Here is a 17,591-nt window from a genome sequence, read left to right as displayed (position 1 = left end):
GTGAGGAGTGTCAGCCGACTATACCGCAAGCCCGCTGACCTGCCTGTGGGAGCAAAGCTTGCTCGCGATTGCGGTCGTCCAGCTGGCATCCATGTTGGATGGAATACTGCTATCGCGAGCAAGCTTTGCTCCCACAGGTTGAATTGCCCCCACAGGTCAACTGCCCACAGGTTGGATTGCCCCCAACAGGTCAACTGCTTCCACAGCTCAGCGTTTGTTCAAGCCCCGTGCCAGGCGGTCACCACCCAATTGGATCACGGCCACCAACGCCACCAGCAACACGATCACCGTGAGCATGATCTGGCTGTCGAAACGCTGGTAGCCATAACGGTAGGCAATGTCGCCCAGGCCGCCGGCGCCGATCGCTCCGGCCATGGCCGAGGAGTTGATCATGGTCACCAGCGTAATGGTAAAACCACCGACGATGCCCGACAGGGCTTCGGGCAGCAGCACATGCCAGACAATGTGCCAGCGCCTGCAACCCATGGCCTGGGCCGCTTCGATCAGGCCATGGTCGACTTCCCGCAGGCTGACTTCGGCGATGCGGGCGAAGAACGGCGTGGCGGCGATGGTCAGCGGTACGACCGCAGCCCACACGCCATAGGTGGTGCCGACGATCAGCCGGGTAAACGGAATCAGCGCCACCATCAGGATCAGGAACGGTATCGAGCGGAACAGGTTCACGAACGCGCCCAGGGCCCTGTTCAAGACTGGCGCCTCATAGATCCCACCCTTGCCGCTGGTGACCAGAATCACCGCCAGCGGTATGCCCGCCATCAATGCGATCAACGACGACACGCCGACCATCAGGAACGTGTCGATGAAACCCTGCAACAACCGATCAAACCACATAACCCAGTACCTCCACCCGTTGCGCCCAATTGCCCGCCCGTTGGCGCAGCTCCTCGGCACCCCACGACGAACCGCTCACGGCCAGCAGCAACTGCCCCAGCCCGTGGCCCTGAATCCGTTCGATGCCGCCGTGCAGCAAGCGCACCCGCCCACCGAGGGCGCTGAACAAGGCGGCAAGGTCTACTTCATCATGACCAGCGCCGGTGAATTGCAGGCGCAGCACCGTAGCCGCATCCGCCGACGCCGGCTGCACCTGCAAGCGACTTTGCAGTTCCTCCGGGATGGCGTGTTGCAACGGCGCCAGCAGCGTCCGGCTGACCTCGTGTCGCGGGTTGCCGAAAACTTCCCAGACCGGGCCCTGCTCGACGATTCGTCCTTGCTCGAGCACCACCACCCGGTCGCAGACTTCGCGAATCACCGCCATCTCGTGGGTGATCAAGACGATGGTCAGGCCCAGCCGCTGGTTGATCTCGCGCAGCAGGCCGAGGATCGATTGGGTGGTCTCCGGGTCCAGGGCTGAGGTGGCCTCGTCGCACAGCAATATCTGCGGGTCATGCACCAGCGCCCGGGCAATCCCGACCCGCTGCTTCTGCCCACCGGAAAGCTGCGCCGGATAGGCCAGATGCTTGCCTTGCAGGCCCACCAGTTCCAGCAGCTCGCGGACTTTGCGCTGGCGCTGCGCCTTGGGCACGCCGGCGACTTTCAAGGGCAATTCAACGTTCTGCCACACGGTCTTGGCCGACATCAGGTTGAAGTGCTGGAAGATCATGCCGATGCGTCGGCGCAGTTTCACCAGGCGGTCTTCATCGAGTTCGCCAATGTCCACCCGATCGATCAACACCCGGCCGCTGGTGGGTCGTTCGAGCCGGTTGATGGTGCGGATCAGTGAGGATTTGCCGGCGCCGCTGCGGCCGATGATGCCGAACACTTCGCCGCGTTGGATCGCCAGGTCGATGCCTTGCAACGCGGCCACCGGACCCTGGGCGCCATTGTAGGTCTTGCCCAGGCCGATGAAGCGCACGTGGGCGCGGTTCAGCTCCGGGTGCAGTTCGGTCTGGTCGGCGCTTTGCGGCGCGGGGGCTTCGTGGCGGAGTCGAGCGTTGACGGCGTTCATGTCAGCCTTCCCAGCCGGCTTGGTAGAGCTTGCCATGGGCCTTGTCCAGGGCGGCGCGCACGGCGGGCGAGTGTTGGTAGATGTCGACGAACTTGATCAGCCGCGGGTCGTCCTTGCTCTTGGGTTGGATCACGAACTGAATCACGTATTCCTTGTGATCGAGGCCGTCGAACAGCAAGGCGGAACTGGCATCGAAAGTCTTGGCCAGGCGGATGTAGGCCGGATATCCCTGCACCAGGTCGGCGTCCTCATAGGCGCGTACCAGTTGCACGGCTTCGACTTGCAGGATCTTGAGTTGCTTCGGGTTGGCGACGATGTCGTCTTCGGTGGCCTTGTAGCCGACGCCCGGCTTGAGGCTGATCAGCCTGGCCTTGGCCAGCAATTGCAGGCCGCGACCGCTGTTGATCGGGTCGTTGGCGATGGCGACGCTGGCGCCTTTGGGCAGTTCGTCGAAGCTTTTGTATTTTTTCGAATAGAGGCCGACGTTGTTGATGATCCCCGGGGCGAAGGGCACCAGGTCGAATCCGGCGGCGGCCTTGGCATTTTCCAGGAACGGGATGTGCTGGAAGTAATTCACGTCGATATCACCGGAGGCCAGGCTGACATTGGGCGCGATCCAGTCGCTGAACTCCACCAGCTCGACTTTCAGGCCCTGCTTGTCGGCTTCTTCGACCGCCGCTTCCAGGGGAATGGCGAAGGCGGCGGTGGTGCCGATCTTCAACGGTGCGTCGGCGGCATACAGCGCCGAGCTGAACAGGCCGAGGGCCAGGGCCAGGGTTTTGACTGGCAGGGTGAGGAAGTGTTTGGTCATGTCGGTTATTCCAGTCATTAATGGATGAGTCTCAGGCCTTTGTGGCGAGGGAGCTTGCTCCCGCTGGGCTACGAAGTGGCCCCAAAGCCTTTTTGGGCGGGCTTCGCCCACCAGCGGGAGCAAGCTCCCTCGCCACAGGATCAGTGTCGGTAGCCCCGGGGTCAGTGTCGGTAGGTCGAGCCAGTGTGTTGTTCGGGCAACCGGGCCCCTGCGTGAAACAGCTTCTCGCGCAGGGTGCCGCTGTCGTATTCGGTCTTGTACGAGCCGCGTCGCTGCAACTCGGGGATCACCAGGTCGATGAAATCCACGTAGCTTTGCGGCATGACGATGCGGGTCAGGTTGAAGCCGTCGAGGCCGGTTTCGGCGATCCACGACTCCAGCTCATCGGCCACCTGTTCGGGTGAGCCAACCACCGTGATGTAGCGACCGCCCAAGGCGTGCTGTTCGAGCAATTTGCGCCGGGTCCAATCGTTGTTCTGCAAGGTCTTGGTGGCCGACTGGATCGCGTTGCTCTTGACGTACTGGATCGGCTCGTCCAGTTCGTACTGGGAAAAATCGATCCCCGTTGACGCGGAGAAGTGCGCCACCCCGGCCTCGGCGCTGGCGTACCCCAAGTACTCGGCATGCTTGGCCCAGGCGGCGGCTTCGGTCTCGCCGACGATCACGTTCAGGCCCATGAACACCTTGATGTCTTCGGGGTTGCGCCCGGCCTCGATGGCGCTGGCGCGAACCTTGTCCACCTGGACCTTGGTCGCCGGTTTGTTCTGGCCACTGATGAACACGCACTCGGCATGCTGCCCGGCGAACGACAAACCGCGCTCGGAGCTGCCAGCCTGGAACAGCACCGGCGTGCGTTGGGGCGAGGGCTCGCAAAGATGATAGCCCTCGACCTGGTAGAACTCGCCTTGGTGCCGGACCTTGTGCACTTTCTCCGGCCGGGCATAGATTCGCTGCTCGCGGTCGTTGATGACCGCGTCGTTTTCCCAACTGCCTTCCCATAATTTGTAGAGCACTTGCAGGTATTCGTCGGCCTGGTCGTAGCGCCGGTCATGCTCGACCTGCGCCTTCAGGCCCATGGCTTTGGCGGCACTGTCCAGGTAGCCGGTGACGATGTTCCAGCCGACCCGGCCGCGACTCAGGTGATCGAGGGTGCTCATGCGTCGGGCGAACAGGTAGGGCGGTTCGTAGGTCAGGTTGGCGGTGAGGCCGAAACCCAGGTTTTTCGTCACGGCGGCCATCGCGGAGACCAGCAGCAGCGGGTCATTGACCGGCAGTTGGATCGACTCCTTGAGCGTCACGTCCACCGACTGTTGATACACGTCGTAGACCCCGACGATGTCGGCGATGAACAGCCCGTCGAACAAGCCGCGCTCGAGCAATTGCGCCAGGTTGGTCCAGTATTCGATCGTGTTGTACTGGGTCGATGTGTCCTGTGGATGGGTCCACAGGCCATGATTGATGTGCCCGATGCAGTTCATGTTGAACGCATTGAGGAGGATTTTCTTCTTCCCGACCGCCATCAGATCGTCCCCCGCAGCGGCGGTTTTTCATCGTTGAGGTAGAAGTTGCCCACCGCGTGGTATTTCCAGCGCACCGGGTCATGCAGGGTGTGCACCCGGGCGTTGCGCCAGTGGCGGTCGAGACCATGCTCGGCCAGGGTCGCCTGGCTGCCGGCCAGCTCGAACAGCGTGCTGCTGGCGGCGAGGGAAATCTCGGTGCTGATGGCGCGGGCTTCGGCCACGGCAATCGAGGCGGCGGCGACCGTGTCGGCCCGGGGGGCGGCCTGGGCCCGGTCGAGGAATTCACCGGCGCGTTCCAACAGGGCTTCGGCGGCGTGCAGGCGGATACTCAGTTGGCCGAAACTCTTGAGGGTGTGCGGGTCTTCGGTGGCGACATCGCTGGTGGCATCGATCCAGGGCCGGGTTTTGCTGCGGACAAAATGCAAAGCGTCTTCATAGGCGGCGCGGGCGATGCCGGTGTCGATGGCGGCGTGAAGAATCTGCGCCAGCGGCCCCACCGGTGTGGGCCGTTCGAAGGCGCTCTGGAAAGGCACGATGTCGTCGGCAGTGACGTACACGTCTTCGAACACCACCGAACCACTGCCGGTGGTGCGCTGGCCGAAACCGCTCCAGTCATCGATCACCGTCAGGCCTTGGCTGTTGCGGGGGACGAACGCCAGTTGCTGCACGCCATTTTCATCCACCACCGACGTGGGGATGCGCTGGGCGTAGATCGCGCCGGTGGCGTAGAACTTGCGCCCGTTGATGCGATAACCCTCGCCGTCGCGGCGCAGTTGAGTGACGCGGTCGTGGGCGGTCTTGGTGCCAAGCTCGGCCAAGGCATTGCCAAAGCGTTGGCCGGCCAGGACTTCGGCGTACAAACGTTGCTTCTGCGCTTCGTTGCCGTTTACCCGCAGCACTTCCAGGGCGTAGAAATGATTCTGGGGGATCTGCCCAAGAGAGCCGTCGGCCTGGGAAATCAGGGCGATCACTTTGGCCAGGGTGACGTTGGACACACCGGCGCCGCCGTAGGCCTTGGGCACACTGATGCCCCACAGGCCGGAGCGGGAGAAAGCTTCCAGTTCCGGATACGGCAAGCGGCGCTCACGGTCGCGCAGGGCGCTGTCGCGCTTGAAGTCATCGGCCAGGTCACTGGCCACGATCAGGGCTTGTTCATCGCTGGTGATCACCGCGACGTGTTGGGAAAACGGCATGTGCTGCTCCAGAGGTCGGGTCGTCAGATCCAGGAATGTCGGGCCGGTAAGGTGCCGTTCAGGTGGTAGGCGCCTATCGCGTGATATTTCCAGCGCACCGGGTCGTGCAGGGTGTGGACCCGGGCGTTGCGCCAGTGGCGATCGAGGTTGAATTCAGCGAGGGTGGCGCGGCTGCCGGCCAGTTCGAACAGTTTTTCGCTGGCCTGCAGGGCGATCTCGGTGGTGAGCGCCTTGGCTTCGGCCACGGCAATCGAGGCGCGGGCGGACGATTGCGCCGTGATGGGGGCGGCGCTGACCTGGTCCAGTACCTGTCCAGCCTTGCGCAGCAATGCTTCGGCGGCGTGCAGTTCGATTTTCAGCATGCCGATGTCGGCGATCACGTAGAGGTCGTCACTGGCGCGGTCGACTTTGGCGTCGATCCAAGGCCGGGCGCGTTCGCGCACGAAGGCGATGGCATCGTCGATGGCGCCACGGGCGATGCCGGCATCGATGGCGGCCTGAATCAGTTGGGAAATCGCCCCTTGCACACCGGGCGTATCGTTGATGCGCCAGTTATCCAGGACCAACTCGGCATCCACCCGTACATTGTTCAGCAGCACGGTGCCACTGGCCGTGGTGCGCTGGCCGAAGCCCGACCAATCGTCGACGATCCGCAGGCCCGGGGTGCCGCGCCGCACGAACGCCAGCACCTGCCGACCTTCGTCATTCAGCGCCTTGACCGCGACCCAGTGGGCAAACAGCGCCCCAGTGGAATAGAACTTCTGGCCATTAATGACGAAGCCGTCACCGTCGGCGCTGATCCGGGCCTTGAGTTCAAGGGTATTGCGAGTGCCACGTTCGGGCCCGGCATTACCGATGCGCCAGCCATCGAGCACGCTTTGCAGCAGGATTTTCTTCTGCCGCTCGGTGCCGGTGCCGAGAATCAGTTGGAGCACGCCAAACTGGTTTTGCGGGATCTGCCCGAGGGCCGGGTCGGCAGCGGAAATGATCGCGAACACATCGGCCAGGGTGACGAACGAAACCTGCGGGCCGCCGTATGCCCGGGGAATGGCGATGCTGCCCAGGCCGCTGCGGGTGAATTGCTCGATTTCAGCCCAAGGCAGCTTGCGTTGCTGGTCACGACGCGCCGCTTGTTGACGAGCGACCTGTGCCAGTTCGTGGGCGGCTTTGATCGCCTCGGCATCGTTGCGCAGCACTTGTGCGGGCAACAGCAGGGGGGCGATGTCCAGGTCGCTCTGGACCTTTGCTTGCGCCAGATCCGACATTACAGCCACTCCGTGGCTGCGGGCAGTGCCTTGGCATACTGCGCTGGGGTGATTGTGTTCCGTTCCATACCCACCTCACATCTCAAGAAACGCCGCGGTGATTGCGACGAGTAAAAATCAAGAATGTCCGGTGGTCCGGTCCATATACCCTAAGCGCGTATAAATTTTTTTTGAACTAACTTTTAGGAATATGGATAGGTTGGTTTTAATTTGAAGGCCATACGCTCAGCGAGGGCCAGGCAGCTTTTGTGGCGAGGGAGCATGCTCCCACAGCCCAAGCGGGAGCAAGCTCCCTCGCCACAAAAGCCTGTAGGCCGCAGGAAGGGTTGCATCAGGGCTCTCGGCGGCGCGTTTCGGCGGCCATGAACGCCTGTTTCGGTGAGGTGTTCAGATACGGATTGGCATAACCAATCTTCAACGTCCGTGGCGGTGCCCAGTGGGAGTTGTTGCCCACGCGGTCGAGGACGCAATAGGTCACTTCCAGGCGCAGGTCTTCTCCCGCTTCCAGAATGATTTGCGGCGGGACCCAGATATTGATTGGCTGGCCGACTTCGCTGGCGGTGACCGCCGGCAGGTCCATGCGCACGTCGCCCCAGCGCAGGGTCACGGCGTCGCCGGCGGCCATGTTCAGGTAGGGGTCGATGGTCAGCGGTACGCCACGTTTGATCTGGTTCGGGTTCACCCCTTGGCGTCGGATGGCGGCGGGAATGCGCACCGGCGCCAGGCCCTGGTTTTCATCGCCGCTCAAGGCCGAGGGCTGGCCGCCGGGACAGTCGAGCTTGACCTGGACCCGTTGCTTGGTTGACAGCGCCGGCCCGCGACCAACCTGCATCACCCGATAATGGATGCGCGAGGTCCCGTTGACGATGAAACTCTCCGGGATGCGCATCGTGATGCCGTCCAGCACGTCGGCTTGTGAGAGCACACGCGAGCCGACGTAGCAGTTGTCCCAGAACAATTCGATCAGGTCACCCGCGTCCATGCCGGGGTAAGGTGCGATGACAACTTCCAGGTGAGCGGCGCTGGCGATGTTGATGCCCGCAGGGTGGGTATTGGCCAGGGTCGGGGCGGCCAGTTCGGGACTCTTCGACTTACATGTCATGGTGTTCTCCTTGATGCTTGAAAACTAAGTCCGTTTCAGAAAGATCAAAGGCGACGGATAATACGGCCTATTTTATTTAGGCAGTTATATGGGCTGTCTGCGCTAAATCATTGCGCAACTAAAGTCATGTACGTCGCCTGTCGGGCACTAGATAAGGGCTCTATAGTTTCAGTGTCAATAGAGTGGGTTGCTTAATAACTCATTATGAAGGGCTTCAGAAACGTCCTACGCTTGTCTGTCAAGAATACTCGGCGCCACAGGTAGTTTTCCCAGGCTTCCCGGTATTTGAAACGCTATAAATAGTTGAGGAGGTTGGTGAGGCAGAAGTTGCAAGTTGTGTCGTTTGTGTGAAGTGAGTAGCGATGATGTGTTAGTTATGTAGTGGCATGACTTCCATCCCTGGAAGTGATGCACACTTACTTACTGATCGCCGTGTCCGGCAGAGAGGAACTTGCTGAGGAACTGTCGCGTGCGTTCTTCCTTGGGCGCTGCAAACAAGGCCTTGGCTTCGCCTTGTTCGACGATCACGCCTTTGTCGAAAAACACCACACGGTTGGCCACGTCCCGGGCAAAGCCCATTTCGTGGGTCACGATGACCATGGTGCGTTTTTCTTCGGCCAGGCCGCGAATGGTTGCCAGGACCTCGCCTACCAATTCCGGATCGAGGGCCGAGGTTGGCTCGTCGAACAGGATCACCGCCGGTTCCATCGCCAACGCCCGGGCAATCGCCACGCGCTGTTGCTGGCCGCCGGAAAGGCGCCGAGGGTAGGCATCCTCCTTGCCGGCCAGCCCGACCTTGGCCAACAGCTTGCGCCCCAGGGCTTCGGCTTCGGCACGGGGGACTTTTTTCACCACCTGCGGGCCTTCGGTGACATTTTCCAACGCGGTGCGATGGGGGAACAGGTTGAAGTTCTGGAACACGAAGCCCACCTGCTGGCGCAAGCGGCGCACCAGCCCCTGTTGCTGGTTCAGCGGTCGGCTGCCATCGATTTCGATGTCGCCGACCTTGATCCGGCCGCTGGTAGGCTCTTCGAGGAAGTTCAGGCAGCGCAGGAACGTGGTCTTGCCCGAGCCGCTGGGGCCGATGATCGCAACCACTTCGCCTTCTTCGATCTTCAGGTCGATGCCGTTGAGCACCACCTGACCCTTGAACTGTTTTGTCAGTTTTTCCACGACAATCATGGGTCAGGACTCCTGGTCGTGCCGATTGACCCGGGCTTCCAATACGTTCTGCAGGTGCGAGAGCACGGTGGCAAGAACCCAGTAGATCAGCGCGGCGGCAAGGTACATGGTGAAGATTTCGAAGGTTCGCGCGGTGATCAACTGCGCCTGGCGAAACAGCTCCGGTACCTGGATGGTCGCCGCCAGCGCGGTGTCCTTGACCAGGGAAATGAAGCTGTTGCCCAGCGGTGGCAGGGCCGTGCGTGCGGCTTGCGGCAGGATGGCCCGGCGCAGGGTCTGCGCGCGGGTCATGCCGATACTCGCCGCGGCTTCCCACTGGCCGCGCTCGATGGAACTGATGGCGGCCCGCAGGATTTCACACGCATAGGCAGCCATGTTCAGCGAGAAACCGATAAGCGCCGCCGGCAGTGGGTCAAGTTCGAGGCCCAGTTGCGGCAGTCCGTAGTAGATCAGGAATAACTGCACCAGCAATGGCGTGCCGCGAAAGAACGACACGTACATGCGGGCGATCCAGTTGATCACCTTGAGACGCGACAGGCGCATCAGCGCCAGGCCGAACCCCAGCAGCAAGCCGAAGAACATGCCGCCGAGGCTGAGGATGACCGTGTAGTACGCGCCCTTGAGCAAGAAGGGCGCGGAGTCCAGTGCGAGTTGAAGTGCTGCTTCCATTATTGGGTGACGTCAGCGTCGAAATATTTTTCCGAGAGTTTTTTCAGCGTACCGTCGGCGCGAAGTTTTTCGATGGCTTTGTTCACGGCGGCCAGCAGTTCAGGCTCGCCTTTGCGCAGGGCAATACCGGATTCCTGGCGCGAGAAGGCTTCGCCGGCGGCCGTCGTGTCCTTGGCTTTCTTGGCGTATTCCAGCGCGGCCAGGCGATCGATCAGGATGGCGTCAATGCGGCCTACGCGTAGATCCTGGAACTTGGTCGGGTCATCTTCGTAGGTGCGCACATCGGCGGTGGGTACGTTGGCTTTGACCCACTGTTCGTAATTGGTGCCCAAGCCAACGCCGACTTTTTTACCGCCCAGGTCAGCTGCCGATTTGATGTTCAGATCGGCTGCTTTCTTGGTCAGGACCAGCGCTTGAATCCCGGAAACGGTGTACGGCTCGGAGAAGTCGTACTTTTTCTTACGTTCCTCGGAGATGGTGACTTGGTTGACCACGGCGTCCAGACGCTTGGATTCCAGGGCCGCGAGAATGCCCGCCCATGGGGTGGTCTGCAGCTTGACCTTCACACCCAGCTCCTTGGCCAGGGCTTCGGAAAACTCCACTTCGAAGCCGGTCAGTTTGCCGCTTTCATCCACGAAGCTGAACGGTGGATAAGTGCCTTCCAAGCCGATCTTGATTTCACCGGCATCCTTGATTTTCTGCAGTTGCTCACCGGCAACCGCTTGCCCCAACAGGCCGGCGCTCAATGCCAGGCCCAGCGAACCCACCAGCAGGTTGCGACGTAATGCGGAAAAATTCATGACAAGCCCCTGTGTTTTCTTATGAAGAGGTTATTTTGGCTGAGATAAGGCGTAGCCGCGATCCAAAAAGATTGCCACATCCTGCCTTAAAGCAGCCTGGGCGTCTCGCGGCAAATGCGCCTGCGGCGAGACTATAGGGTGGCTTTTATAGATTGGAAAATAATATTAAATCATCTACATATTCCAATATGTAATGGAAGTCTCCTGTGGGAGCGAGCCTGCTCGCGATGGTCTGTCAGCTAAATTAATCTTGGCTGATCCACCGCTATCGCGAGCAGGCTCGCTCCCACATGGAGGTTTCCCCAACACCTCAGAACGCCGCGCTGTAGGCAAACAGCGCCGGTGCGCCGCCGGTGTGCAGGAAGATGATCGGGCCTTCGTCGAAGCGGTTGCGACCCACGCCGTCAAGCAGGCCGGCCATGGCCTTGCCGGTGTAGACCGGATCGAGCAACAGCCCTTCCTGGCTGGCCAGCAGCTTGATCGCCGCCAGTGTCCCGGCGTTCGGTTCGCCGTAGCGAGGGGCGAAATACTCGTCCCACAGGATCACTTTGAACGCTTCTGGCAGGGCGATTTCGAGCAACGCGGCCGTGCGCTCGGCCAGGCCCTGGACCTTCGGAAACTGGTCTTCCTCGCTGCGCGAAACCGTGACGCCAATGACCGGAAGCGCCGGCAGGCTTTCGCTCAAGGCCAACGCCAGGCCACTGTGGGTCCCGGCACTGCCCGAGGCCAATACCACGGCGGCGAACTCGATCCCGGTGTCCTTGATCTGCTCGGCCAGTTCCAGGCCGGCGCGTATATAACCCAGCGCACCCAAGGCGTTCGAACCACCAATCGGCACCAGATAGGGCTTTTTCCCATTGCTGCGCAGGCGACCGGCGAGGGCCTGCAATTGCTCATCGGCGTTGTCCAGGTTTGCCACCAATTCGACCTTGGCGTCGAACAGCTCCAGCAGCAGCCGGTTGCCATTGCCCAGGTAATTGCTGTCTTCGGTGCCGATGGGGTTTTCCAGCAAGGCCACGCAACCCAGGCCGAGCTTCGCGGCGAGGGCGGCGGTCTGGCGTACGTGGTTGGATTGGATCGCCCCGGCGGTGATGAGGGTATCGGCGCCCTGGGCGATGGCATCGGCGGCCAGGTATTCGAGCTTGCGCAGTTTGTTGCCGCCCAAGGCCAGGGGCGTCAGGTCGTCGCGCTTGATATAGAGGTCGCGGCCGAGCCAGGTGGAGAGGCGGTCGAGTTTTTCCAGCGGTGTCGGATGGCCGAGCAGGTCGAGACGGTTAAAGCGAGACAGCTGTTGTTTGATCATGGGTCCGTACTGGTTGTAGGCGATGCCTGGACTATAGGCATGCAGATATTCAGGGGCAACCGGCATGTTTTTGTCCGAGCTTGAATCTGGCGACACCGTCCGCTTGTCCTGTACTTGACCTGTGGGAGCGGGCTTGCTCGCGAAAGCGATCTGTCTGTACCGATGATGTTGGATATGCCGACGCCTTCGCGAGCAAGCCCGCTCCCACTTTGGGATTGCCGCTAATGAACGAATGCTCTACTGGCACCGTCATACCCACCCGTAAGCTAGTGTAGGAAACATGCCGTTTAGCCCTGCGATTAGTCCTTAGCTGCCTATTCATGTTTAACTTGAACGTTCATTCAAGTTAAACCGTCGGTTTGCTGCCCGCTCACAACAGGAGGCTTGCCTTTGCCGAGTCCGTATATCACTGCCGCCCTTTCGCTTCCCGAGGTGCTTCGTTCATGAGCGCTTCGTCCCTTCCACCCAGCGGCCTGGTCCGCATGAACCCGCCGGTCTTTTACTTCGCTGCGACTTTCATTTTGCTGTTCGGCCTGGTGGTGATCGCCATGCCTGCGCAGGCCGGCGCCTGGTTGCTGGCCGCGCAGAACTGGGCGGCCAATACGGTCGGCTGGTACTACATGCTGGCGATGACGCTGTATCTGGTCTTCGTGGTGGTCACCGCCTTGTCCGGCTACGGCAAGATCAAGCTCGGTGCCGACCACGACGAGCCCGAATTCAGTTATCTGTCCTGGGCCGGCATGTTGTTCGCCGCCGGCATCAGCATCACGCTGTTTTTCTTCTGCGTGTCCGAGCCGCTGACTCACATGGTGCAGCCACCCCAGGGTGAAGCCGGTACCGCGCAGGCAGCGCGCCAGGCCATGCAGATCTTGTTCTTGCACTGGGGCCTGCATGGCTGGGGCGTTTTTGCGTTCGTCGGCATGGCCCTGGCGTACTTCGCCTACCGGCACAATTTGCCCCTGGCCCTGCGCTCGGCGCTTTACCCGCTGATCGGCAAGCGCATCAACGGTCCCATCGGTTACGCCGTGGACGGCTTCGGCATTATCGCGACGGTGTTCGGCCTCGGCGCGGACATGGGCTTTGGTGTGCTGCACCTCAATTCCGGGCTCGATTATCTGTTCGGCATCGCCCACACCCAATGGATTCAGGTCGGCCTGATCGTGCTGATGATGGGGGCGGCGATCATCGTCGCCGTGGCCGGCGTCGACAAGGGCGTGCGGGTCATGTCCGACATCAACATGCTGCTGGCCTGCGCGTTGTTGCTGTTCGTGTTGTTCGCCGGCCCGACCCAGCATTTGCTCAACACCTTGATCCAGAACATCGGCGATTACCTCGGCGCCCTGCCGATGAAGAGTTTCGACCTGTACGCCTACAACGAACCCAGCGACTGGCTGGGTGGCTGGACGGTGTTCTACTGGGCCTGGTGGATCGCGTGGTCGCCGTTCGTGGGGCTGTTCATCGCCCGGATTTCCCGCGGTCGCACCATCCGTGAATTTGTCTTTGGCGTGCTGCTGATTCCCCTGGGGTTCACCCTGGCGTGGATGTCGATCTTCGGCAACAGCGCCATCGACCAGGTGTTGAACCACGGCATGAGCGCCCTGGGCATGTCTGCCCTGGAAAACCCATCGATGAGCCTTTACCTGCTGCTGGAGACCTACCCCTGGAGCAAGACCGTCATCGCGGTCACGGTGTTCATCAGCTTCGTGTTTTTCGTCACGTCCGCCGACTCAGGCACCGTGGTGCTGTCGACGCTGTCGGCCAAGGGTGGCAACCCCGACGAGGACGGGCCGAAATGGTTGCGAGTGTTCTGGGGCGCGATGACCGCCCTGGTGACCAGTGCGTTGTTGTTCTCCGGCAGCATCGATGCCTTGAAGTCGGCGGTGGTGCTGACGTCCCTGCCGTTCTCGCTGATTCTCTTGCTGATGATGTGGGGCCTGCACAAGGCGTTCTACCTGGAATCCCAGAAGCAGATCGCACAATTGCATTCCCTGGCACCGGTCTCGGGTTCACGTCGGGGCACGGGCGGCTGGCGCCAACGCTTGAGCCAGGCGGTGCATTTCCCGTCCCGTGATGAGGTGTACCGTTTTCTCGACACCACGGTGCGCCCGGCCATTGAAGAAGTGACCGCGGTGTTTGCCGAGAAGGGCCTGACGGTGGTGACCCAGCCCGACCCGGCCAACGACAGCGTCAGCCTGGAGATTGGCCATGGCGAGCAGCATCCGTTCATCTACCAGGTGCAGATGCGCGGCTACTTCACGCCGTCCTTCGCCCGTGGCGGCATGGGGTCCAAGCAATTGAACAACCGTCGTTACTACCGCGCCGAGGTGCACTTGAGCGAAGGCAGCCAGGATTACGACCTAGTGGGCTACACCAAGGAGCAAGTCATCAACGACATCCTCGACCAGTACGAGCGGCACCTGCAGTTCCTGCATTTGGTGCGGTGACCCAAAGGGACCGCAGTGCCTAATGCCTGTCAGTTAAGTAGATGCCACAGGCAAACATACAAACCGTGGCGAGGGAGCTTGCTCCCGCTGGGCTGCGTAGCAGTCCCAAAAACAGGGCCGCTTCGCGACCCAGCGGGAGCAAGCTCCCTCGCCACAGAACTAAACCTCAGACCAGCCCGCCATTGGCCCGCAAGATCTGCCCATTCACCCAGCCCGCGGCCGGGCTCACCAGGAACGCGATGATGCTGGCAATGTCCTGCGGCTGGCCGAGGCGCTCCAGGGGCGGCATCTTGGCGTAGTGGTGCACCTGCTCCTCACTCTTGCCGTGCATGAACAGCTCAGTGGCGACCGGGCCGGGAGCTACGGCATTGACCGTGATCTGGCGACCGCGCAGTTCCTTGGCAAATACCTGGGTCAAGGATTCCACCGCCGCCTTGCTGGCGATGTACACCGAGTAGCCGGGCAGGTTCAGGCCTACGGTGCTGCTGGAAAAATTCACGATCCGGCCGCCGTCGTTCAGTCGGCTCGCGGCTTCGCGCAGGGTGTTGAAGGTGCCACGGGTGTTGATGGCGAACGTCTGGTCGAACAACTCGTCGCTGTGCTGCGCCAGGGGCATCACCTGGAGGATGCCGGCGTTGTTGATCAACACATCGACCTTGCCCAACTGCGCTTCGGTTTCATCGAACAGCCGACGGACATCGGCGGCGGAGGATACGTCTGCCTTGACCGCTATGGCTTGGTGGCCGGCCTGGCGCAACTGCACCACCAATTTTGATGCCTCGCTGGCGCTGTTGGCGTAATTGACGACAACGGCAAAACCTTCGCCAGCCAGTTGCTTGGCGATTTCGGCGCCGATGCCGCGGGAGGCGCCGGTCACGATGGCAACTTTCGAGTTTTGAACAGTCATGTGAGGGTTCCCTTTGTTGTTGAGGCTTGAGTCGTTGAAGCCAGATTCACATGTTTACTCTTGGCGATAAATGCCGGAAAGTTGCCTTGACTGTTCAACATTTCCCAACAATCAGAGCGCAGGATTCAGATGGATCAGGTCAAGGCAATGAGGGTGTTTGTCCGCATCTACGAGCGCAGCAGTTTCACCCTGGCCGCTGAAGACCTGAACATGCCCCGGGCCACGCTGACCCACACACTCAACCAATTCGAAGCCTGGCTGGGCGTGCGTTTGCTGGAGCGCAGCACCCGCAAGGTGCGCCCGACCCTCGACGGCGAAGCCTATTACCCGCGCTGCGTGCAATTGCTGGCGGAGCTGGAAGAAGCCGAACTGGCGTTTCGTGGCGTGGCGCCAAAAGGCAAACTGAGGGTGGACCTGCACGGCACCCAGGCCAGGTATTTCGTCATTCCGGCATTGCCGCAATTCATGGCCCGCTACCCCGAAATAGAACTGTTCATCAGCGAAGCAGATCGTTTCGTTGACCTGATAGCCGAAGGCGTCGATTGCGTGCTGCGCTCCGGTACGTTGGCGGACTCTTCATTGATTGGTCGGCGTGTCGCCAATCTTCGGCAGATCACCTGTGCCAGTCCCGGTTACCTTCGCCAGTACGGCGAACCGAAAAGCCTCGATGACTTGAAGCATCACCGGGCAGTGAATTACGTCTCGCGGACCACCGCCAAGCTCTATCCGTTTGAGTTCATGGTCGATGGCGAACTCAAGGAGGTGCCGATCGGGGGGACGTTGTCGGTGTCCGGCGCGGAAATCTACGCCGCCTCGGCCATCGCCGGCCTGGGCCTGATCCAATGCCCGCATTACCGAATGGAAGAGCCGATCCGGCAGGGCCTGATGCAGGAGGTCCTCACCCACACCCCACCACCGTCCATGCCGGTGTCGGTGCTCTATCCGCACAACCGACTCATGTCGCCGCGGGTTCGCGTGTTTGTGGATTGGGTGGCGGAGGTGTTTGCGCAGGCGCGTTAACGTGGTCCCCGATTTCCTCGCACTGCAAAACCCTGTGGGATGGGTACCAAATTCCGGCCATTGCCAAGCCCCTGTGGCGAGGGAGCTTGCTCCCGCTCGGTTGCGCAGCAGTCGTAAAATCAAACAACGCGTTCTGCCTGTCAGCATGCTGGGGCCCTGCTGCGCAGGCCAGCGGGAGCAAGCTCCCTCGCCACGGGTTCTGGGTTGTCTGGGCAGATGCGTTCGCGAGCAAGCTCGCTCCCACACCTGATTCGCGAACTTTCCGCCTGACCGAGGCGTCTGTGAAATGTTAGCTTCTGCCTCCAGCCGTCCGAACAGAGAGCCTTTTCGATGACCTACACCGCTGCGCAAAACCGCTACGAGTCCATTCCTTACCGCCGCGTCGGGCGCAGCGGGCTGGTGCTGCCGGCGTTGTCGCTGGGGTTGTGGCATAACTTTGGCGACAGCACGCCCATCGACACCCAGCGCGCCTTGCTGCGCACGGCGTTCGACCTGGGCATCAACCATTTCGACCTGGCGAACAATTACGGCCCGCCCTACGGCAGCGCCGAGATCAATTTCGGCCGCTTGCTGCGCGAAGACTTCAAGCAGTACCGCGATGAGTTGATCATCTCCAGCAAGGCCGGTTGGGACATGTGGCCGGGGCCTTACGGCCAGGGCGGGGGCTCGCGCAAATACGTGCTGGCCAGCCTCGACCAGAGCCTGCAGCGCCTGGGGCTGGACTATGTGGATATCTTTTATTCCCACCGTTTCGACCCCGATACGCCCCTGGAAGAAACCGCCAGTGCGCTGGCCACTGCGGTGCAGCAGGGCAAGGCGCTGTACATCGGCATTTCCTCGTATTCCGGAGTGAAGACCCGGGAAATGGCGGCGCTGCTCAAGGAATGGAAAGTCCCCTTGCTGATTCACCAACCGGCCTACAACCTGCTCAACCGCTGGGTGGAAAAAGACCTGCTGGATGCCACCGAGGAATTGGGTACGGGTGTGATCGCCTTCACCCCCTTGGCCCAAGGCCTGCTGACCGACAAGTACCTCAAGGGCGTTCCGGCCGATGCCCGAGTGAATCGTCCGGGGGGCGGTTCGTTGCAGGCTTCGCACTTGTCGCAGGAGAACCTTGCCCACGTGCGGGCGCTCAATGAGATCGCCCAGCGACGCGGCCAGAGCCTGGCCCAGATGGCTCTGGCCTGGACTTTGCGCGACCCACGGATCACCTCCGCCCTGATCGGCGCCAGCCGGCCGGAGCAGATCATCGAGAACGTCGCGGCGTTGCAGAATTTGAGTTTCAGCGCCGACGAACTGGCCGAGATCGACCGGTTTGCCCAGGAAGGCGGGATCAATCTTTGGGAGAAGCCTTCGTCGGCTGAGTAACGCAAGGAGGGTGCACACAAATCCCTGTGGCGAGGGAGCTT

The 17,591-nt window shown here is 61.3% G+C and carries 15 protein-coding genes; 3 read left to right on the top strand and 12 right to left on the bottom strand.

Features of this window, described 5'->3' with window-relative positions:
* Positions 1 to 207: 207 nt before the first annotated feature.
* The 11 genes from M1D99_RS28710 to M1D99_RS28660 all read right to left on the bottom strand — a co-directional run bounded on the left by M1D99_RS28710 (position 208) and on the right by M1D99_RS28660 (position 11,811).
* Positions 208 to 852 carry a methionine ABC transporter permease gene (locus M1D99_RS28710; protein WP_458131169.1) on the bottom strand — a complete coding sequence of 215 codons (645 nt, stop codon included), beginning with the start codon at positions 850 to 852 and terminating at the stop codon, positions 208 to 210.
* Complete coding sequence (locus M1D99_RS28705) at positions 842 to 1,966, bottom strand: methionine ABC transporter ATP-binding protein (protein WP_458131168.1); 1,125 nt, start codon at positions 1,964 to 1,966, stop codon at positions 842 to 844. Before M1D99_RS28705 ends, M1D99_RS28710 begins: the two co-directional genes overlap by 11 nt.
* A 1-nt stretch (position 1,967) precedes the next feature.
* Positions 1,968 to 2,777: a MetQ/NlpA family ABC transporter substrate-binding protein gene (locus M1D99_RS28700; protein ID WP_458131167.1), complete on the bottom strand. Its 810-nt coding sequence runs from the start codon at positions 2,775 to 2,777 to the stop codon at positions 1,968 to 1,970.
* 161 nt (positions 2,778 to 2,938) lie between these two features.
* Positions 2,939 to 4,297, bottom strand: coding sequence for an LLM class flavin-dependent oxidoreductase (locus M1D99_RS28695; protein ID WP_458131166.1), 1,359 nt, complete (start codon positions 4,295 to 4,297; stop codon positions 2,939 to 2,941).
* On the bottom strand, positions 4,297 to 5,490 hold the full coding sequence (locus M1D99_RS28690) for an SfnB family sulfur acquisition oxidoreductase (RefSeq protein ID WP_458131165.1): 1,194 nt from the start codon (positions 5,488 to 5,490) through the stop codon (positions 4,297 to 4,299). Before M1D99_RS28690 ends, M1D99_RS28695 begins: the two co-directional genes overlap by 1 nt.
* A gap of 23 nt (positions 5,491 to 5,513) precedes the next feature.
* A complete protein-coding gene (locus tag M1D99_RS28685; RefSeq protein ID WP_458131164.1) occupies positions 5,514 to 6,755 on the bottom strand; it encodes an SfnB family sulfur acquisition oxidoreductase in 1,242 nt (413 codons plus the stop codon).
* A gap of 331 nt (positions 6,756 to 7,086) precedes the next feature.
* Positions 7,087 to 7,857 (bottom strand): hypothetical protein, encoded by a 771-nt coding sequence (locus tag M1D99_RS28680; protein ID WP_458131163.1) that lies wholly within the window; start codon positions 7,855 to 7,857, stop codon positions 7,087 to 7,089.
* Between the two features lie 420 nt (positions 7,858 to 8,277).
* The gene (tcyN, locus tag M1D99_RS28675; protein WP_186707315.1) at positions 8,278 to 9,039 is read right to left on the bottom strand and encodes an L-cystine ABC transporter ATP-binding protein TcyN; all 762 of its coding nucleotides are present in this window, start codon (positions 9,037 to 9,039) and stop codon (positions 8,278 to 8,280) included.
* A gap of 3 nt (positions 9,040 to 9,042) precedes the next feature.
* Positions 9,043 to 9,708, bottom strand: a complete 666-nt coding sequence (tcyL, locus tag M1D99_RS28670) for a cystine ABC transporter permease (protein ID WP_186707314.1) — start codon at positions 9,706 to 9,708, stop codon at positions 9,043 to 9,045.
* The gene (gene tcyJ / locus M1D99_RS28665; protein ID WP_186707313.1) at positions 9,708 to 10,508 is read right to left on the bottom strand and encodes a cystine ABC transporter substrate-binding protein; all 801 of its coding nucleotides are present in this window, start codon (positions 10,506 to 10,508) and stop codon (positions 9,708 to 9,710) included. Before tcyJ ends, tcyL begins: the two co-directional genes overlap by 1 nt.
* A 310-nt stretch (positions 10,509 to 10,818) precedes the next feature.
* On the bottom strand, positions 10,819 to 11,811 hold the full coding sequence (locus M1D99_RS28660) for a D-cysteine desulfhydrase (RefSeq protein ID WP_458132173.1): 993 nt from the start codon (positions 11,809 to 11,811) through the stop codon (positions 10,819 to 10,821).
* 482 nt (positions 11,812 to 12,293) lie between these two features.
* Between M1D99_RS28660 and betT the strand changes: the two genes are divergently transcribed.
* A complete protein-coding gene (betT, locus tag M1D99_RS28655; protein WP_186707338.1) occupies positions 12,294 to 14,255 on the top strand; it encodes a choline transporter BetT in 1,962 nt (653 codons plus the stop codon).
* Positions 14,256 to 14,421: 166 nt separating this feature from the next.
* On the opposite strand, the gene M1D99_RS28650 is transcribed toward betT, so the two are convergent.
* Positions 14,422 to 15,162, bottom strand: coding sequence for an SDR family oxidoreductase (locus M1D99_RS28650; protein WP_458131162.1), 741 nt, complete (start codon positions 15,160 to 15,162; stop codon positions 14,422 to 14,424).
* Between the two features lie 129 nt (positions 15,163 to 15,291).
* Here M1D99_RS28650 and M1D99_RS28645 point away from each other — a divergent pair, with 129 nt between their 5' ends.
* A complete protein-coding gene (locus M1D99_RS28645; RefSeq protein ID WP_186707311.1) occupies positions 15,292 to 16,182 on the top strand; it encodes a LysR family transcriptional regulator in 891 nt (296 codons plus the stop codon).
* A gap of 330 nt (positions 16,183 to 16,512) precedes the next feature.
* Entirely contained in the window at positions 16,513 to 17,550 is a 1,038-nt protein-coding gene (mgrA, locus tag M1D99_RS28640; RefSeq protein ID WP_186707310.1) for an L-glyceraldehyde 3-phosphate reductase, read from the top strand.
* The last annotated feature ends 41 nt before the right edge of the window (positions 17,551 to 17,591 follow it).

This window comes from Pseudomonas sp. R3-41, from assembly GCF_054161485.1.
This window is presented reverse-complemented; position numbering and strand designations above follow the sequence as displayed.

Bases quoted from the DNA above. Each gene is read 5' to 3' on its own strand.
- M1D99_RS28710 (WP_458131169.1), bottom strand. From the start codon at position 852: ATGTGGTTTGATCGGTTGTTGCAGGGTTTCATCGACACGTTCCTGATG.
- M1D99_RS28705 (WP_458131168.1), bottom strand. From the start codon at position 1,966: ATGAACGCCGTCAACGCTCGACTCCGCCACGAAGCCCCCGCGCCGCAA.
- M1D99_RS28700 (WP_458131167.1), bottom strand. From the start codon at position 2,777: ATGACCAAACACTTCCTCACCCTGCCAGTCAAAACCCTGGCCCTGGCC.
- M1D99_RS28695 (WP_458131166.1), bottom strand. From the start codon at position 4,297: ATGGCGGTCGGGAAGAAGAAAATCCTCCTCAATGCGTTCAACATGAAC.
- M1D99_RS28690 (WP_458131165.1), bottom strand. From the start codon at position 5,490: ATGCCGTTTTCCCAACACGTCGCGGTGATCACCAGCGATGAACAAGCC.
- M1D99_RS28685 (WP_458131164.1), bottom strand. From the start codon at position 6,755: ATGTCGGATCTGGCGCAAGCAAAGGTCCAGAGCGACCTGGACATCGCC.
- M1D99_RS28680 (WP_458131163.1), bottom strand. From the start codon at position 7,857: ATGACATGTAAGTCGAAGAGTCCCGAACTGGCCGCCCCGACCCTGGCC.
- tcyN (WP_186707315.1), bottom strand. From the start codon at position 9,039: ATGATTGTCGTGGAAAAACTGACAAAACAGTTCAAGGGTCAGGTGGTG.
- tcyL (WP_186707314.1), bottom strand. From the start codon at position 9,708: ATGGAAGCAGCACTTCAACTCGCACTGGACTCCGCGCCCTTCTTGCTC.
- tcyJ (WP_186707313.1), bottom strand. From the start codon at position 10,508: ATGAATTTTTCCGCATTACGTCGCAACCTGCTGGTGGGTTCGCTGGGC.
- M1D99_RS28660 (WP_458132173.1), bottom strand. From the start codon at position 11,811: ATGATCAAACAACAGCTGTCTCGCTTTAACCGTCTCGACCTGCTCGGC.
- betT (WP_186707338.1), top strand. From the start codon at position 12,294: ATGAACCCGCCGGTCTTTTACTTCGCTGCGACTTTCATTTTGCTGTTC.
- M1D99_RS28650 (WP_458131162.1), bottom strand. From the start codon at position 15,162: ATGACTGTTCAAAACTCGAAAGTTGCCATCGTGACCGGCGCCTCCCGC.
- M1D99_RS28645 (WP_186707311.1), top strand. From the start codon at position 15,292: ATGGATCAGGTCAAGGCAATGAGGGTGTTTGTCCGCATCTACGAGCGC.
- mgrA (WP_186707310.1), top strand. From the start codon at position 16,513: ATGACCTACACCGCTGCGCAAAACCGCTACGAGTCCATTCCTTACCGC.